We start from the raw sequence: 13,013 nt of genomic DNA on the forward strand, positions 1-13,013 counted from the left end.
CCGGATGCGCGGCATCTTGCAATTTTATTGCGGCGGGGCGACACTGTCACCCTGCTGTCATGGGCGGAGGCTTCGAGGAATTGATGACTGATCAGCCGGATTTGCGACGCGGCCAAAGCAACGGCGTCGATAGCAACTCTTCCGTTGTCGTCGATATTACTCAATATAAACAGAGCAAGGATATCCTGCCAGTGACGTTTCACAGGCGGGAGCTGGATGCGATACTGTGGATCTACGGTCGTATGGTGGGCGAGAACGAGTGGCGCGACTATGCCATCGACCATACCAAGGAAAAGGCGATTTTCTCGGTTTTCAAACGCTCCGGCGAGTTGCCGTTGTTTCGCATCGAGAAGGATCCGAAGCTTGCCGCCAAGCAGGGTGCCTACGCCGTCATCAACACAAACGGTATGATATTGAAGCGCGGGCACGATCTGCGCCAGGTGCTGAAGATTTTCGACAAGACGTTGAAACTGGTCGAGAAGTAATCGCTCCGAGGGGGGTTCTGCTATCTGTAGTAGCGGTCTGGAGCGGAGGGCCAGTGCGGCGGTGCTGCTGCACTCTGCCGGATACCCTCCAATTTTTCGTAGCTAATGCGTGCGATAGACCATGTAAAACGCCAGTCCCCAACACATCACCGTGGAAATGCTCAAAAGGAAAATGCCTATTTTCAATACGTATCTCCGTGGATGTTTCTACCGCAGGTGTGGGTACGTCGGGGCGGGACAAAGAGTTTCGGCGGCGACAGTCTTTTTTCATGCTTCCCCGTGAAGGGCCTGTCATTCGTAGGGCAGGACCTAAATCCTATTTTTGAGCTCGTTCGCGCTGATTGAACTATTTTTTGTCGAAGTGTTGTCTGGAGCTCGGCGCAATCCGCTGAAACCAATGCTGAATCTCTATTTTTTTAGAAGAAGTTGCGCTCCCCCGGGATAAAGCCCGGACTGGCACCCCAGCAGCTGACGGTATGATGCCAATTACCTTGAATTGTATTTATTTAAAATGCTACCCTTGATATCCATGAAGTAGGATTGTAATCCTACGATCTATGATCCCATGGAATCAGGCCGTGGCGCCAACATCAGAACCGCTGTCCGATGCCCAAGGGCGAGGCGAGGTCGCCGGCTTTCGCTTTTCCACGGCTGATAACGATGCACCCTTTGCCGCCTGGCGTGCAGTCCTCGCCACGCTGTTCGAAGCCACGCAGACCCAGAAAATTCCCCCTAGCGGGTTCAAGGCCGATCTTGTTGTCCAGCATTTCGGGACGTTCCTGCTTTGCCGCAGCTTTGCGGGCAGCGGGCGCTTTCTTCGTGACCATCGGCGGGTCTGTTCAGACGATCTGGACCATGTCGTTGTCTCCTCGGTGTTGAGCGGAGGGATCGCTGTCGGCGGCAAGGCGAGGCGGTTGCGGCCGGGAGACGTTACGGTCGTCGATCTTTCCTCGCCGATGCGTTTTGCCATGGTGGCGGCCGACGCGCTGCATCTGATCGTTCCGCGCGCCGGTTTGCCCAGTGCCGTGGCGTCCCTTTCGCCAATGCCATGCCGTGTTTTCCATGGCGACACCGCAATGGGTATTTTCCTGCGGGGTATCCTCGAAAGCCTCTCCAACGCTTCCCGCTATTTCAGCGCGCTCGAGGTCAATGCCCTAGGTGCCTGCTTTCCCGACCTGCTCGGCTGGTGCCTGGGGACCGTTCCCGCGGTTTCGGCGGCAACGACGAGGGGCGATCTCGGCCGGCGGCTGCGCCGTCATATCGAGGAGAATATCGACCGGGCAGACCTGACTGCCTCGCGGCTGGCGCGCGAGATCGGCGTATCCCGCAGTCAGCTCTATCGGCAGTTCGAGGCGAGCGGCGGTGTCGACACCTACATCCGTGGCCGGCGATTACGGCGCTCATTGCAGGCGCTTGCCGACCCACGACGCGCAGATGCCAGGATCGCCGACATCTCCTACGAAATGGGTTTTTCCGACGAGGCGCATTTCAGCCGGCTGTTTCGGCAGACCTTCGGGCAATCGCCGCGCGACATCAGAGCGGCGGCGCGCGCCGGCGACAGCAGTTTGAAGGGCCTGAAGTTGCCGCCGGGTCCCGTCCCCTCCTTTTCCGATTGGCTTCTCATGCTCGGCACCGGCTGACGAGGTTCGTGATTTGGGACGCCTGTCCAAGTTTGCGGGACGGGCATCCAAGGACAACCAGGAGGGGATCGCTAATATCCACAGCAACAACCGAGAAAGCCGAAGCAATTCAATTGTTCTCAAACGAATAGCGACAGGAAACGATACAATGTCGATCGATGCACAAGCGGGCGCCGGCACCACCTTCGAGCTGAAGGCCACCAACGACTCCAGCCTTCCGGGGCAGAATTATTTCAACGTCTATCCACCGATACTGACAAATCTGGACGCCAAAGCCCAGACCCTTGTCGCTCTGGTCTCCGATGCGACGAGCAAAGGGCAATCCACAACGATGACATGGCAAGGCGGTAACGGTGCGCTGTCGTTGTTTGCCGTCACGGCCGGAGCTAGCCCCGTCACCTCGCCTAGCACCGCAGTTGCGCTGGGCGACACCGTGGTCGTCGACTGGGCGGCCGGCGCTTTCACGATCACCCCCGCAGCCGGCGGATTAACCGGCAGCATCCAGGTGTCGTTCAGCGCCGAAGTCCCTCCTGGCACAAAGCTCGGCCTGGTGGTGGGTCCAGGATCGATCCTGGTTCGGCCAGCGATGGGCCAAGCAGTACTCACCCTGACGCCCGACATGTCTCTGGTTGCAACGGTGTCGTTCGGTACTGCCTTTCAGCTGCCGCCACCGCCTGTCTCCGATGTCAGCCAACCGATGCTGGTGACGTTCCAGCCGGGGACCTCGAGCAGCGGCCCGCTCGCAACCGCAGAGATCTCGGTCGGAGTGACCGACGAGATCGTCCAGCTCGGCTAGCTGCAATTTCCGATTGCCCGGCTTCCGCCACCGAGCCGGGCATCCTCGCCGTCTCCATGCTCCGCACGACTGGAGCGGCGAGGCGGGCCGGCACCGCATCCTCCCTTGGGCGGCGCCGGCCTCTTGATCACAGGGGATTTTCTGCAACGAAAGGCGACGACAATGACGACTTACTCTCTGACATGTATCAATAACTCGCAGATGTCCGGCAGCTTCGCGATCTTCCAGAAGCCACCACCGATGACCATTCCCGGCAACATCTTTTCGCTGGCCTGGTTCGCCCGGCCGACGGCCGTGTCCAGCAAAGTCACCTTTACCTGGGGTCTCGACTACAGCTTCGTCTGGTCGGAGACTGGCCTGCTGCAGCCCGGCATCAACTTTGCCGCAACACAGAATGTCGCAGCCGATCCGAACGGGCAGAACGTCGTGCAGCTGACGCAAGACAGTTTCGGTGCCACCACCTTCGCCAATCCCGCCGGTACGGGTGCAATCGGCTCCCTGACGATCCAGCAGCTGTCCAACGTCCAGCCCAACTACACGTCTGTTGGCATCGGCATGGCGGGATCCGGGACCCACGCCGTCCAGGCGGCTCCGAACATGACGGCCGTCTTCACGCCGCATCCAAACTACTGGGTGATCTTCGGCAACTACACGACGGGCGACGTCATGGACATCGAGGACATCAGCTCGGCGGTCGAGGTGACGTACGGCGGCGCGCTGACATCGCGGACGGCCACGCTCGGCCTGAACAATCTGATCACCACAGCCTGATCTTCGGGACGGCGGCCCTGTTGCCGCCGTCCCGGACCTCTGCGGGCAACCTGCCGCAGATCCTGAGATGGCAACGCCCATCTTTGACAGACTTCGGAGCGTCCCAAGCACGCTCTGCCTAGCCCCCCAAACATTGCGGTGACCCGTCACCGCTTCTGCATTTCCGGCAACGCTCTGCGCATGGTGCGACGAGCGACCACTCCCTTATTGTGAAAAGGAAAGTCCAATGAAAATCGACAAACTGCGTCACAGCCTGTTGGCAGCGATGCTTGCCTCTTTCACCACCATCGGTCTCGCGAACCATGCCCAGGCCTATGACGTCTATCATACGGTACATGCCGCCGCGAATGGCGCCGTGGACTGGAGCCTGGCGAGCTTCGGTGTCAGCGGCGTCAACCCGAACCTGTCGTTTTTTTACGCCGCTAGCGACGTCGAGGCGCAGCAACTTTTGCCCCGATATGAATGCTTTGTTAAAGTCCATCTTGCCAATACCGTTGCTCATCCGCTGCAAAATGCCCAGGATATCGCCGGCGATGTGAGCGTTGCCATCGGCGGTCCGAACAATCCTCTGCCTTTTCCATGGAGAATCGTTTTCGACAATGTGCCGCCAGGCCACTGGAACATCGGCAAGGGCGAAATGGTAAACATCGTGCCCCAGCCTCCTCCCTCCAACAATACAGCCTCCAGGGTCGCGGCATTGGGCTTTCATAATCTCGCCTTCAATGCCAATAATTTCGGCGTAACGGTCATCAATGGCTCGCAGCAAAATTGCATGCGCTGAAGGTTTCCCGGTAGATCTGAGTTCTTCTGGTAAAAGTGTTTCGCCGCTGGGCAACCTTGCCTGGCGGCTTCCCAATGGGAGTCCCGCATGGCAATTCTTCATCACGCCTTTCGTTGTCCAGCTACGGCCGAATTCGACCAGACGGTTTCGACACTTCTGGCCGCATGGAGCCGGCGCGACTACCGAGAGCTTTCAACCTTGGCGCTGGCCGGGTACGGCTCGCTGGCAGAGCGCGAAGATCTGCGATCGGCGTTCCGGCTTCATCAAGAGGGAGTTGTTTCGTCGCGGATGCAGCCACAGTTCATAAGCCCGGGGCTCGCTGCCCTGACTACACTGGCCGGCGCCTTCCTTCGGATTCCTGGCCTTAGCGCCAGCAACGATGCCAACCATCACCTGCTGGAGACGCAGCTGCCCCTGCTGGGTTGGTCGTCGGAGGACATCAACTTCCTTCTCAGGGGAAATCAGGTTGAGGTGATGCTGGAAAGCTACGCGGCGTCGGCTGAGACTCTCGATCAAGGCGGCTATCGCGACACCGGTGGCTGGACGCCGGGACGCACCGTGCAGGCGTTGAAGAAACGTCTCGATCAATTGGCTGTCGGCATCTCGCCACACGCCGACGACCAGGCCCTGGCTGCGTGGTCACTTTTAAAAGAGAGCCATGCCCTTGCCGACGCACAGGCAATGCTGGCAGAGATCACCGATCAAGACTGGCTGGTGATGACCATCACAGCGTGACGACCGCGATCTCATCGGTAATAGAGCTGAAAAAATACAAAAAACGGGGGCAAGCGTGCCCCCGTTTCGTCAAACTAATCCGACCTATCGGCAAGAGCCGATTGCGTCTCTGTCACTTCCGGTTGCCCATGAACTGCAGCAAGAACATGAACAGGTTGATGAAGTCGAGGTACAGGGTCAGGGCGCCCATGATGGCCTTGCGGCCGGCAACGACGTCATCGTCTGCTTCGAAATACAGTTCCTTGATCCGCTGCGTGTCGTAGGCGGTGAGGCCGGCAAACACGAGCACGCCGATTGCCGAGATGGCAAACTGCAGGGCCGAGGACTGCATGAAGATGTTGACGACCGAGGCGATGATGATGCCGAACAGGCCCATCATCAGGAACGAACCCATCGCCGACAGGCTGCGCTTAGTCGTGTAGCCGTAGAGCGAAAGCGCACCGAAGGCGGCAGCCGTGATGAAGAACGTCTGGACGACACTACCGGTTGTGTAGACCAGGAAGATCGACGACAGCGACAATCCGACCAGGCCCGCATAGACCATGAATGTCGTCCGAGCAGCGGACACGCTCATGTTGTTGATGCGGAAGCTCAGGAAGAACACGGCAGCCAGGGGCGCCAGCATGATGACCCACTTCAGCGGCGAGCCGTAGACGGCAACGCCGGCGCTGGTCAGCATGACGCCGTGGAAATTGGCCGCTGCCTGTGTCGGGTCAGTGGTCGTGGTGAGCGCGATCAGGGCGTAGGCGGCGACGCCCGTCAGCACCAGACCCAGTGCCATCAGGTTGTAGACCTTCAGCATGTAGCTGCGAAGGCCCTCGTCGATCATTGCGCCCGATTGCGCGCCGGTTGCCCGGTTGGGGAAATTACGAAAGTCAGCCATGTTTTCCTCTTTCAAGCTCCGAGTGGATGACGGTGTCGGGCACTTCAGTCCCGGGCGCCGCTGCGGAGCTCCAGCATGCCTGACGAGAATATGAGGCTTTCGAGGCGCGCGTACAAGAGCCAACGATCTGCAATCGGGTTAAATCGATGTAACCTCGGGGCTTTTGGCCGCTTGGGTTAATGGCGGACCCTAGAGTTCGCGCAGCACGGGTGCTGCTTTCTGGCCTAGAATGCGCCACGTGCCGATGAGGCCGATACCGACCGTCAGCACCAGGGCGATGACGATGGTCGAAAAGGCGACGTCCGGCAGGAAGCTTGACGGCAAATGCATGATCCGGCTGACGATGTACCATGCCGCGACTGAGCCGGCAGTGAGCGCAAAGATCGCCGTTGCCACGCCGAGAATGAGGTATTCGTAGGTGAAGGCGCGGATCAGCATGGCGCGGGTCGCCCCCAGCGTCTTCAGCACCACGGCATCGTGGGTGCGGGCCCTGTTGCCGGCGGCAAGGGCACCGGCGAGCACCAGCACCGAGGCGATCAGCGCGATCGAGGCGGCGGCACGGATGGCCGTCGCAAGCTGGGCCACGAGGGAGTTGATCATATCGAGCGCATCCTTGACGCGGACGCTGGTGATAGTCGGATAGGCATTGGTCACGGTTCGCAGGATCGTCGCCTCCTGCTCGGCCGTCGCGGACGGGTCTGTCAGCGTCGCCAGCCAGGCGTGTGGCGCGCCCTTGAAGGTGTTCGGGGTGAAGATCATGACGAAATTGATCGACAGCGATTGCCATTCCACCTTGCGGAAGTTGGCGATCTTGGCCGTCATGTTGCGCCCGAGCACATTGACGGTGACGGTGTCTCCGAGCTTCAGGCCCAGCGCCTTGCCTTCCTCCTGCGAGAACGACACCAGCGGTTCGCCGGTATATCCCTTGTCCCACCACTTGCCTTCGGTGATGGCGGCATTTTCCGGCGGCGTTTCGGCATAGGTGATGCCTCGGTCGCCGCGCAGCACCCATTGGCCGGCCGGCGGGACCTGGCGCTTGGTGACATCCTCGCCGTTGAAGGCGGTGATGCGGCCGCGCAGCATCGGCACCTCGGTCAGCTTGCCCTTCGGCGCCTGCGCTGTGACCAGCGTCTTGAAGCCCTCGAGTTCGCTGCCCTGGATATCGACGAAGAAGAAGTTCGGCGCCTGGTCTGCCATGTGGCCGGTCAGTTCGCGCCGCATGTTGCTGTCGATCAGCGTCAGCGTCACCAGCAGTGCCAGGCCGAGGCCGAGAGACAGCACGACCGATGCGGTCAGCGCGCCGGGCCGATGGATGTTGCCGATAGCAAGCCGCAATGCCGGCGAGTTGACGCGCGGACTGCGCCTTGCGAGCCATGCGAGGCCCCAGGCAACCAGCCGCAGGACTGCAAAGGCCACGGCGATGGCAACGATGAAGACGATGGCGATAAAGCGGTCATAGGCGGTGAAGATGGCCAGCGTGGAGAGGGCTGCGAGCAGCAACGCTGCGCCGAGGAGATAGGGCCAGGACGGCAGCTTGCGGGTCTCGAAGCCCTGCTCGCGGAACAGCGCGGTCGCCGGCACTTCGCGGGCGTGGCCGAGCGGCAGGATGGCGAAGGCGAGCGTGGTCAGGAGGCCGAACAGCGCGGCCAGCGTCAGCGCTCCCGGGTAGAGGGTCGGCGCTGTCGAGACCGGCAGGAACTGCGCCATGAACTGAGACGCGAAAATCGGGGCTATCGCGCCGATCACAAGGCCGACAAGAATGCCGGCCAGCGCGATCAGGGCGATCTGGATCAGATAGATCATCACTACCACGGAGGCGGGCGCGCCGAGGCATTTGAAGGTAGCGATGGTCGTGCGTTTGCTGTCGAGAAAGGCGCGCACGGCATTGGCCACACCGACGCCGCCGACGATCAGTGCCGTCAGGCCGACGAGGGTGAGGAATTGTGAGAAGCGGGTGATGTTATCGGCCAGCGACGGTGCCGCCTTGTCGCTGGTGCGGATCGACCATCCGGCTTGCGGAAATGCCTTGTTGGCGCGGTCTGCAATGCCTTTCAGTCCATTGGCAGGGTCTGCCATGCGGATCTTGTAGCCATGCTCGACGAGGCTGCCGTTCTGCACCAGGCCGGAGGCTGTCAGGGCATCGGCGCTGGTGAGTAATCTCGGCGCAAAGGCAAAGCCCTCGGAAATCGCATCCGGTTCGTTCTTGATCGTGCCTGAAATCCGCAGCTTGGCGCTGCCCAGCAGCAGTTCGCTGCCGATTTTCAGGTTAAGGCGATCGAGCAGCAGGGGCGCTACCAGGGCGCCATAGGTGCCGTCCTTTTCCGCCAGAAGCGTCGAAAGCGGCTGATCCGGTTCGGCTTCGAATTTCCCGTAGAGCGGATAGGCCTGATCGACGGCCTTGACCTCGACCAGCGACTGGTCGGTACCATCCGGCAGGCGCGCCATCGATCGCACACCTGTCGACGCAGAAAGCGTGCCGAGGCCTTTGAGATAGGACATCTCTTCAGGCGTCGCCTCGCGATTGTTGATTTCAAAGCGTACGTCGCCGGCCAGCAGCGTCTGCCCCTGCGTTGCGATGGCGTCGGTAATCGAGCGCGAAACGGAATTGACGGCGGCGATGGCGCCGGTGCCGAGCGCGATACAGGCGAGGAAGATATAAAATCCGCGCAGGCCGCCGCGCAGTTCGCGCAGTGCCAGACGGAAGGCGAGGGATAGGCGGGCGCCGCCGAGCGTCATGCGAAAACTGCCTGCTGGTCGGACGCCTTCGTGTTGTCGCTGTCGATTGCGCCGGAGCGCACCCGGATCTGGCGCGAGCAGCGGGCCGCCAGCGCGTTGTCGTGGGTGACCAGCAACAGCGTGGTGCCGCGCTCGGCCTGCTTTGCGAAAAGCAGGTCGGCGATCTGCCGGCCGGTGTCTGTGTCAAGGTTGCCGGTCGGTTCGTCGGCGATGATCAGGGCCGGCGAGGGGGCGAGAGCGCGTGCAATCGCCACGCGCTGCTGTTCGCCGCCCGAGAGCTGGCCGGGATAGTGGGTTAGACGTTCGCCAAGCCCAACGGACTCCAGTTCGCGGCGGGCGATGTCGAAGGCGTCCCGCACATTCGCCAGTTCCAGCGGCACCGCGACATTTTCCAGCGCCGTCATGTTGGCGATCAGGTGGAAGGACTGGAAGACGATGCCGATGTTGCGGCCGCGGAAATCGGCGACCTTGTCTTCGCTGAGGGCATGCAGCGGAGTGTCGCGAATGATGATTTCGCCGCTGTCGAGGCTCTCCAGCCCGGCCAGAACCATCAGCAGCGTCGATTTGCCTGATCCGGAAGGACCGACGATGCCGACGGATTCGCCTTCGAAAATGGTCAGGTCGATGCCTTTCAGCACATGCACCGACGCGGCGGCGTTGCCCAGCGTCAAATCCGCCTTCTTCAGCTCGATGATTGTTTTAGCCAATGAGAACTGCCCTATATAAGCGAAGACGGGTCGCTGCTGCGCGCCCAATGCAGGCAATCTAGGGAATCGATCATGCGTTTTAAAGTTGCCGGGTTTCAATTCGTCGTCATTGCCGCTGCCCTTGTGTTCGGCCTCTGCGGTCCGGCTGCCGCCAGAACCATCCAGCTGGTCGGTCTCGGCGACAGCCTGATGGCCGGTTACATGCTGCCACCGGGGGACGGTTTTCCGGCAAAGCTCCAGGCCGCGTTGAAAGCCAAGGGGCTCGATGTCGCGGTTTCCGATGCCGGTGTGTCCGGCGACACGACCTCCGGCGGGTTGGCGCGGACAGACTGGTCAGTGCCAGACGGTACCGATGGCGTCATTCTCGAACTCGGCGCCAACGATGCGCTGCGTGGCATTGCACCGGAGGAGAGCGAGAAGAACCTCGATGCGATCATCGCCAAGCTAAAGGAACGCAAAATTCCCGTTCTTCTGGCCGGCATGCTGGCGCCGCCGAATATGGGCGGGGATTATGCCGCCCGTTTCAACCCGATCTACAAGCGGCTGGCCGACAAGTACCAGTTGCCGTTGTACCCATTCTTCCTTGACGGCGTTGCTGGCCAGGCAAAGTTGCAACTGCAGGATGGCATGCATCCCAATCCGGAAGGGGTCGATGTCATGGTGCAGCGGATTATGCCACAGGTGACAAGTTTCATTGGGACGATCGCTGCGGTGCAGAAATAGACACTTGCGCCGCATTTGATTGCGTGATTCGCTGCATGTATCTGCAAAAGATTCGGGGATCTCGCCATGCCGAGACTGTTTACCGCCCTCGAAATTCCCCGTAACGCGGCGATGAGCCTGTCGTTGTTGCGCGGTGGTCTACCGGGCGCCCGGTGGATTGACGTAGAGAACTACCACATCACCTTGCGCTTCATCGGGGACGTCGATGGCCGGACCGCCGATGAAATCGTCGAGCGCCTGGACCGGATCGAAAGGCCCGAATTTCAGATCAAGCTGGATGGCATCGGTGCCTTCGGCTCCAAGAAGCCGCACTCGGTCTGGGCCGGCGTTACGCCAAATCCCGAAATGTATGCGCTGCAGGGCGAGATCGAGCGGATCTGCCAGCGGGTCGGCCTGTCGGCGGATCCCCGGAAATTCATGCCGCACGTTACGCTGGCCCGGTTGAAATCGTCACGTCTGGACGATGTCGCGCACTATCTCTCTGGCCGCGGCGATTTCCAGACATCGCTGTTCACGGCGTCACGCTTTGTGCTGCTATCGTCTCGGGAATCGGTTGGCGGCGGTCCGTATCTGACGGAAGAGATTTTTCCGCTTCACGAGGTGCGAACTTTCCCGGCGGTTTCCAGCAAGGCCTTGCAGCCGGTCAAGAGCATGCTGTAGACGCGGTCAAAATCATCCCGGCCGCCGTAGTAGGGATCGGGGATATCTTCCCCGGTTTCCAGAGCATAGCGATTGAAGAGATGCAGCTTGGCCGCGTTTGCGCCACTCGCCATCTTTTCGAGAACCCTTAAATTGTCACGATCAAGCGCCAGGATCAGGTCGAAACGATCGAAGTCGGCAGCTACGATGCGGCGTGCGCGCTGGGCAGCAATATCGATGCCGTGGACAGCCGCAACAGCGATCGAGCGCGGGTCTGGCGGGTTGCCCTGATGCCATCCGCCGGTGCCGGCCGAGTCGATATCGAACTCTGCGGCGCGTCCGGCGTTTATTGCCATATGTCTGAAAATTCCTTCGGCGAGCGGCGAGCGACAGATGTTGCCCATGCAGACGAAGAGGATCTTGAAACGATGCATACGAACTTTCGACTGTTCAAACGAGGGCCACCGACATGAAATACGACAAACTTGAAGCGACGGCCATAGAAGAAAAGATGACCGGCCTTGACGGCTGGACGCTTGCGGGGGACGCGAAATCGATCACCAGAAGCTTCAAATTCGCCAACTTTCGCGAAGCCTTCGGTTTCATGACGGAAAGCGCGCTTGCGGCGGAAAAGTTCGATCATCATCCCGAATGGTTCAACGTCTACTCGAAGGTCGAGGTGACGCTGACCACCCATGATGCCGGCGGATTGACGGAGCAGGATTTTCGCATGGCGAAAGCGATGGACAAGGCTGCGGCCGGCCGTATCGGTTGATTGCTCGAGCCGCCGCTTCCATATGTGTGCCTCAAGGGTCCCACAGGATTTTCCAGCAATGCAAGATATCAAGTTCGGCGAGATTCTTCTTCCAGGCGATGACGATACCCGTCAAAGCCGGGAGAAGACCGTGCGCCGCAAGTTCTGGCCGGCACTTCGCAAGGCAATCCGCTACGTCCCGTTTGCGCGCGACATGGTTGCTGCCTTTTACTGCGCTCTCGATCCGCAAACGCCTGCGCGCGTGCGAGGCATCTTGCTGGCAGCGCTTGCCTATTTCGTGATGCCCTTCGATATCATTCCGGATTTCATGGCGGTCGTGGGCTACACGGATGACATAGCGGTGCTGACGGCAGCGTTTCGCATGGTCAGCGGGCATATCAACGAAAGTCACTACGATGCCGCCGACCGGGCGCTGGCGGATGAACTGGATGCCGGCAAGCCGGCCTAGCAGGTGAGCGCAGGCAGACGGCGACCTAGACTGCCTCAAGCCGTTTCTTAAGCTTGCCGAAAGCCAGCCTGATGCGCGACTTGACAGTCCCGAGCGGCAGGCCGGTGATGGCAGCGATCTCCGAGTGCGATTGTCCGAGGAAGAATGCGGCGCGCAGAAGCTCCTGCTGTTCGTGCGGCAACTCGGCCATTGCAGCGCGCACCTGTGCATCGCGGTCTTCGTATTCCATGACGACGTCGGCCGCCAATTCGCCGATTGGCTGCAATCCCGGATCATTATCGTCGAGCACACGAATTTTTGATCGACGCTGCATATCGATGCGGCGATTGCGGGCGATACGGAAAATCCAGGTCGACAGCGAAGAGCGTGCCGGGTCGTATAGCCCAGCCTTGTGCCAGAGGACGATCATCACCTCCTGGACAAGCTCCTCTGCCTCTCCATCGGCCATGCGCTGCCGCAAAAGCCAGGACTTCAGCCTTGGCGCGAAGTAGTCGTACAGATGGGAAAACGCCGTCTGGTCACGGCGCTCGGCAACGGCCCTGGCGAGGACAGCAAAGCGCTGTTTTTCCTTCGCATCCATTTCCCCTCCACCTGCCCCCCAGCTCTTGCAACTCGCAACCGTCGTCCGAATGGTTTATGAGGTACAGCGGATTTTATAAACGTCAAACTCTTGCCTGAATCTTTCTGTCTTAAATCGCTATAAAGGCTGGCGATCTCGCCAATCAGGTCCATCTATCTTCAGAAGTTTCGACAATCTTTCGATCATAGCTTGACTGAATTGGCACAGTTAAGAGGCAATCGCCCATCCCATTGACGGTTTGGTAACCGAAATTACGCCAAAATAAGGCGCCTCGTGAATACGCATCTCCCGACGAAATTCACGTCGGGCTCTGG

15 protein-coding genes are annotated in these 13,013 nt (G+C 60.2%); 10 read left to right on the forward strand and 5 right to left on the reverse strand.

The annotated features are described in order from the left end of the window. The first annotated feature begins 83 nt into the window (after window positions 1-83). The 6 genes from J5278_RS02495 (at window position 84) to J5278_RS02520 (ending at window position 5,208) form a co-directional block, all read left to right on the forward strand. Window positions 84-485 (forward strand): DUF2794 domain-containing protein, encoded by a 402-nt coding sequence (locus J5278_RS02495; RefSeq protein ID WP_209185288.1) that lies wholly within the window; start codon window positions 84-86, stop codon window positions 483-485. A 578-nt stretch (window positions 486-1,063) separates the two neighbouring features. Further along, the gene (locus J5278_RS02500; RefSeq protein WP_209187644.1) at window positions 1,064-2,125 is read left to right on the forward strand and encodes a helix-turn-helix domain-containing protein; all 1,062 of its coding nucleotides are present in this window, start codon (window positions 1,064-1,066) and stop codon (window positions 2,123-2,125) included. 148 nt (window positions 2,126-2,273) lie between these two features. Continuing rightward, entirely contained in the window at window positions 2,274-2,921 is a 648-nt protein-coding gene (locus J5278_RS02505) for a hypothetical protein (protein ID WP_209185286.1), read from the forward strand. A gap of 162 nt (window positions 2,922-3,083) precedes the next feature. Then, complete coding sequence (locus J5278_RS02510) at window positions 3,084-3,692, forward strand: hypothetical protein (RefSeq protein ID WP_111219670.1); 609 nt, start codon at window positions 3,084-3,086, stop codon at window positions 3,690-3,692. Between the two features lie 226 nt (window positions 3,693-3,918). After that, window positions 3,919-4,473: a hypothetical protein gene (locus J5278_RS02515; RefSeq protein ID WP_209185285.1), complete on the forward strand. Its 555-nt coding sequence runs from the start codon at window positions 3,919-3,921 to the stop codon at window positions 4,471-4,473. Between the two features lie 87 nt (window positions 4,474-4,560). Further along, window positions 4,561-5,208: a hypothetical protein gene (locus J5278_RS02520; RefSeq protein ID WP_209185284.1), complete on the forward strand. Its 648-nt coding sequence runs from the start codon at window positions 4,561-4,563 to the stop codon at window positions 5,206-5,208. A gap of 112 nt (window positions 5,209-5,320) precedes the next feature. Here J5278_RS02520 and J5278_RS02525 read toward each other — a convergent pair whose 3' ends face one another. The 3 genes from J5278_RS02525 to J5278_RS02535 all read right to left on the reverse strand — a co-directional run bounded on the left by J5278_RS02525 (window position 5,321) and on the right by J5278_RS02535 (window position 9,534). Beyond that, a complete protein-coding gene (locus J5278_RS02525; protein ID WP_111219676.1) occupies window positions 5,321-6,091 on the reverse strand; it encodes a Bax inhibitor-1/YccA family protein in 771 nt (256 codons plus the stop codon). A 189-nt stretch (window positions 6,092-6,280) separates the two neighbouring features. After that, complete coding sequence (locus J5278_RS02530) at window positions 6,281-8,827, reverse strand: ABC transporter permease (protein WP_209185283.1); 2,547 nt, start codon at window positions 8,825-8,827, stop codon at window positions 6,281-6,283. Further along, the gene (locus tag J5278_RS02535) at window positions 8,824-9,534 is read right to left on the reverse strand and encodes an ABC transporter ATP-binding protein (protein ID WP_209185282.1); all 711 of its coding nucleotides are present in this window, start codon (window positions 9,532-9,534) and stop codon (window positions 8,824-8,826) included. Before J5278_RS02535 ends, J5278_RS02530 begins: the two co-directional genes overlap by 4 nt. 72 nt (window positions 9,535-9,606) lie before the next feature. On the opposite strand from J5278_RS02535, the gene J5278_RS02540 reads away from it, so the two are divergent. Together J5278_RS02540 and thpR are read left to right on the forward strand one after the other, a co-directional pair. Beyond that, on the forward strand, window positions 9,607-10,257 hold the full coding sequence (locus tag J5278_RS02540) for an arylesterase (protein ID WP_209185281.1): 651 nt from the start codon (window positions 9,607-9,609) through the stop codon (window positions 10,255-10,257). A 66-nt stretch (window positions 10,258-10,323) separates the two neighbouring features. Next, window positions 10,324-10,917 carry an RNA 2',3'-cyclic phosphodiesterase gene (gene thpR, locus J5278_RS02545; protein ID WP_209185280.1) on the forward strand — a complete coding sequence of 198 codons (594 nt, stop codon included), beginning with the start codon at window positions 10,324-10,326 and terminating at the stop codon, window positions 10,915-10,917. Here the strand turns inward: thpR and J5278_RS02550 are convergent. Further along, entirely contained in the window at window positions 10,851-11,330 is a 480-nt protein-coding gene (locus J5278_RS02550; RefSeq protein ID WP_209185279.1) for a low molecular weight protein-tyrosine-phosphatase, read from the reverse strand. The two genes, thpR and J5278_RS02550, sit on opposite strands and share 67 nt — an antisense overlap. A 35-nt stretch (window positions 11,331-11,365) precedes the next feature. Here J5278_RS02550 and J5278_RS02555 point away from each other — a divergent pair, with 35 nt between their 5' ends. Further along, window positions 11,366-11,671 (forward strand): 4a-hydroxytetrahydrobiopterin dehydratase, encoded by a 306-nt coding sequence (locus tag J5278_RS02555; RefSeq protein ID WP_209185278.1) that lies wholly within the window; start codon window positions 11,366-11,368, stop codon window positions 11,669-11,671. Window positions 11,672-11,729: 58 nt separating this feature from the next. Then, window positions 11,730-12,119: a YkvA family protein gene (locus tag J5278_RS02560; RefSeq protein WP_142824678.1), complete on the forward strand. Its 390-nt coding sequence runs from the start codon at window positions 11,730-11,732 to the stop codon at window positions 12,117-12,119. A 25-nt stretch (window positions 12,120-12,144) separates the two neighbouring features. On the opposite strand, the gene J5278_RS02565 is transcribed toward J5278_RS02560, so the two are convergent. Next, entirely contained in the window at window positions 12,145-12,699 is a 555-nt protein-coding gene (locus J5278_RS02565) for a sigma-70 family RNA polymerase sigma factor (protein ID WP_142824679.1), read from the reverse strand. Window positions 12,700-13,013 lie beyond the last annotated feature (314 nt).

This window comes from Rhizobium sp. B21/90, from assembly GCF_019355815.1.
GTDB classification, from domain to species: Bacteria; Pseudomonadota; Alphaproteobacteria; order Rhizobiales; family Rhizobiaceae; genus Rhizobium; species Rhizobium rhododendri.

Excerpts from the sequence above, each read along its gene's own strand:
- J5278_RS02525 (WP_111219676.1), bottom strand. The coding sequence starts at position 6,091 with ATGGCTGACTTTCGTAATTTCCCCAACCGGGCAACCGGCGCGCAATCG.
- J5278_RS02510 (WP_111219670.1), top strand. The coding sequence starts at position 3,084 with ATGACGACTTACTCTCTGACATGTATCAATAACTCGCAGATGTCCGGC.
- J5278_RS02540 (WP_209185281.1), top strand. The coding sequence starts at position 9,607 with ATGCGTTTTAAAGTTGCCGGGTTTCAATTCGTCGTCATTGCCGCTGCC.
- J5278_RS02530 (WP_209185283.1), bottom strand. The coding sequence starts at position 8,827 with ATGACGCTCGGCGGCGCCCGCCTATCCCTCGCCTTCCGTCTGGCACTG.
- J5278_RS02555 (WP_209185278.1), top strand. The coding sequence starts at position 11,366 with ATGAAATACGACAAACTTGAAGCGACGGCCATAGAAGAAAAGATGACC.
- J5278_RS02505 (WP_209185286.1), top strand. The coding sequence starts at position 2,274 with ATGTCGATCGATGCACAAGCGGGCGCCGGCACCACCTTCGAGCTGAAG.
- J5278_RS02495 (WP_209185288.1), top strand. The coding sequence starts at position 84 with ATGACTGATCAGCCGGATTTGCGACGCGGCCAAAGCAACGGCGTCGAT.
- J5278_RS02520 (WP_209185284.1), top strand. The coding sequence starts at position 4,561 with ATGGCAATTCTTCATCACGCCTTTCGTTGTCCAGCTACGGCCGAATTC.
- J5278_RS02515 (WP_209185285.1), top strand. The coding sequence starts at position 3,919 with ATGAAAATCGACAAACTGCGTCACAGCCTGTTGGCAGCGATGCTTGCC.
- J5278_RS02550 (WP_209185279.1), bottom strand. The coding sequence starts at position 11,330 with ATGCATCGTTTCAAGATCCTCTTCGTCTGCATGGGCAACATCTGTCGC.
- thpR (WP_209185280.1), top strand. The coding sequence starts at position 10,324 with ATGCCGAGACTGTTTACCGCCCTCGAAATTCCCCGTAACGCGGCGATG.
- J5278_RS02565 (WP_142824679.1), bottom strand. The coding sequence starts at position 12,699 with ATGGATGCGAAGGAAAAACAGCGCTTTGCTGTCCTCGCCAGGGCCGTT.
- J5278_RS02560 (WP_142824678.1), top strand. The coding sequence starts at position 11,730 with ATGCAAGATATCAAGTTCGGCGAGATTCTTCTTCCAGGCGATGACGAT.